Raw genomic sequence first — 1,910 nt, 5'->3', positions numbered from 1 at the left:
AGCCCGTGCCGCACTTGGTGCAGAAGCCCTCCGGGCGCCCCGCCCGGGCCGCGGTGCGGGTCAGCGGCCGAGCAGCGGCACGTCGATGTCGCCCATGTGGTAGGCACGGACGGCCTGGACGAGCTCGTCGACGGAGAGCTGCCCGTCACCGTTGGCGTCGATCTGGGCGAAGGCCTCGAGCGGGTTCATGTCCTGGACGCCGATCGCGTCCATCCAGCTCTTGAACTCGGCCGGGTTGACCTGGCCGTCGCCGTCCACGTCGACCAGCTCGACGATCGCCTGGATGGTCGGCTTGACGACCCGGCCGAAGCCCGCGCCGCCGTTCTCGAAGATGTGCTCCTCGGCGATGTGGTTGAACTGCTCCGGGGTGAGGGCGCCGGTCTGCTCGTCGATGCCGGCCTTGTCGGCGAAGAAGGCCCACATGCCGAGGTAGGCATTCGTCAGGGCACGGGCGGCCGGGGTGCCGGGGGCCTCGCCGAAGGCCTGGAGGATGCGCTGGGCCTCGGCGTCCCAGTCGGCGCGGTCGATCTGGCCGTCGCCGTTGACGTCCCAGAGGTCGAAGCGCTTCTGGGCACGCTGGAGCTGCACGGAAGTGGTCATCTCGGAGTTCTCCAAGGGGTGTCTCGCACGGGCTGCCGGCCCAGGGACAGGGCCGGCGGTGGCGCCCGGCTGATCTGTGAAGTGACGGCACGTATCGGTGCGGCCACGGAACGTCACACTACCGGTGCGGCGGGAGACCGATCGCACACATACCGCCAACCGGGTGAGCCTGACACTTCGTTGACGGCCCATCTCGCCCGGCGGCCGCGCAGCCACGGGCCGACCGCTCGAATCGGCGACCCGGTCAACACCTCCTCGCCGCCCTGCCCGCCCGGGTGATCACTGACGGTTCGACAGCTCCCTTAGCCACTGCGGCGCTTACTCTCGGTCCGTGACCGACGCACTCCCCCCGCTGCCCCTGATCGGCCTCGGCCCGCAGGCCTTCGCCGCCGTGAACGCCCTGCACGGCGCCGTCGAGGAGGCCGCCACGGCCGCCGGCCTGGAGCCGATCCTGCTGGAACTCGTCCGCCTCCGCTGCTCGCAGATCAACGGCTGCGTGTACTGCGTGGACCTGCACACCAACGCCGCCCGCCGGGCGGGCGAGAAGGACGACCGGCTGGCCCAGTTGGTGGTCTGGCGGGAGTCCGAGCTGTTCACCGAGCGCGAGCGGGCCGCGCTGGCGCTGGCCGAGGCGGTGACCCTGGTGCACGACCACGACGCGGGCCGTGCGCTGCACCGCGCCGCGCGTCCCGTGCTCTCCGAGCCGGAGGCGGCCTTCGTCGCCTGGGCCGCGACCGTGGTGAACACCTACAACCGGATCGCCGTGACCTCCCGGCCGGTCGCCGCCGCGGGAGTCTGACGGTGGAGGTCTGGCTGCTCAACAACCTCTCCACGTTCACCCTCGGCGGCGTCGTGGTCGGCGGCATCGTGGTCCTCGCCGTGCTGGGCAGTGCCCTGACCCGGCGCCGCTACCCGCAGACCGCCGACGGCACACACAACGACATGGTGGGCGTGGTGCTCAGCATGTTCGGCGCCATCTACGGCGTGATCCTGGCCTTCGTCATCGTGACGCTGTGGACGCAGCTGGAGAACGCGGAGACCGTGGTCGCCGCAGAGGCCACCGCCGCCGCCCAGATCGTGCGTGACGCCCAGGCGTTCCCGGCCGCCGACCGCGACCGGGTGAACCACGCCGTCGACGGGTACGTGCACGCCGTGGTCGAGCAGCAGTGGCCGCTGATGCGGTCCGGCCAGGGCGACTACAACCGCACCGCCGCCAAACTGGAGGCGGTCTACCAGTCGCTGCAGGCCTACCAGCCCGACACCCACTCCGAGCAGACCTTCTACGACCAGGCGGTGGACAGCGCCGGCCA

At 71.3% G+C, this 1,910-nt stretch carries 2 protein-coding genes and 1 pseudogene; 2 read left to right on the top strand and 1 reads right to left on the bottom strand.

Annotation, left to right across the window (positions count from 1 at the left end; all coding sequences use genetic code 11):
* Nucleotides 1–60 precede the first annotated feature (60 nt).
* Complete coding sequence (locus tag ABZ641_RS35445; RefSeq protein WP_344626368.1) at nt 61–600, bottom strand: EF-hand domain-containing protein; 540 nt, start codon at nt 598–600, stop codon at nt 61–63.
* Nucleotides 601–931: 331 nt separating this feature from the next.
* Here ABZ641_RS35445 and ABZ641_RS35440 point away from each other — a divergent pair, with 331 nt between their 5' ends.
* Together ABZ641_RS35440 and ABZ641_RS35435 are read left to right on the top strand one after the other, a co-directional pair.
* Entirely contained in the window at nt 932–1,399 is a 468-nt protein-coding gene (locus tag ABZ641_RS35440; protein ID WP_344626367.1) for a carboxymuconolactone decarboxylase family protein, read from the top strand.
* A gap of 2 nt (nt 1,400–1,401) precedes the next feature.
* Nucleotides 1,402–1,910, top strand: a pseudogene (locus ABZ641_RS35435) (hypothetical protein); the annotation flags it as partial.

This window comes from Kitasatospora sp. NPDC007106, from assembly GCF_040634455.1.
In the GTDB taxonomy this organism is placed as follows: domain Bacteria; phylum Actinomycetota; class Actinomycetes; order Streptomycetales; family Streptomycetaceae; genus Kitasatospora; species Kitasatospora arboriphila.
This window is presented reverse-complemented; position numbering and strand designations above follow the sequence as displayed.

Bases quoted from the DNA above. Each gene is read 5' to 3' on its own strand.
- ABZ641_RS35445 (WP_344626368.1), bottom strand. From the start codon at position 600: ATGACCACTTCCGTGCAGCTCCAGCGTGCCCAGAAGCGCTTCGACCTC.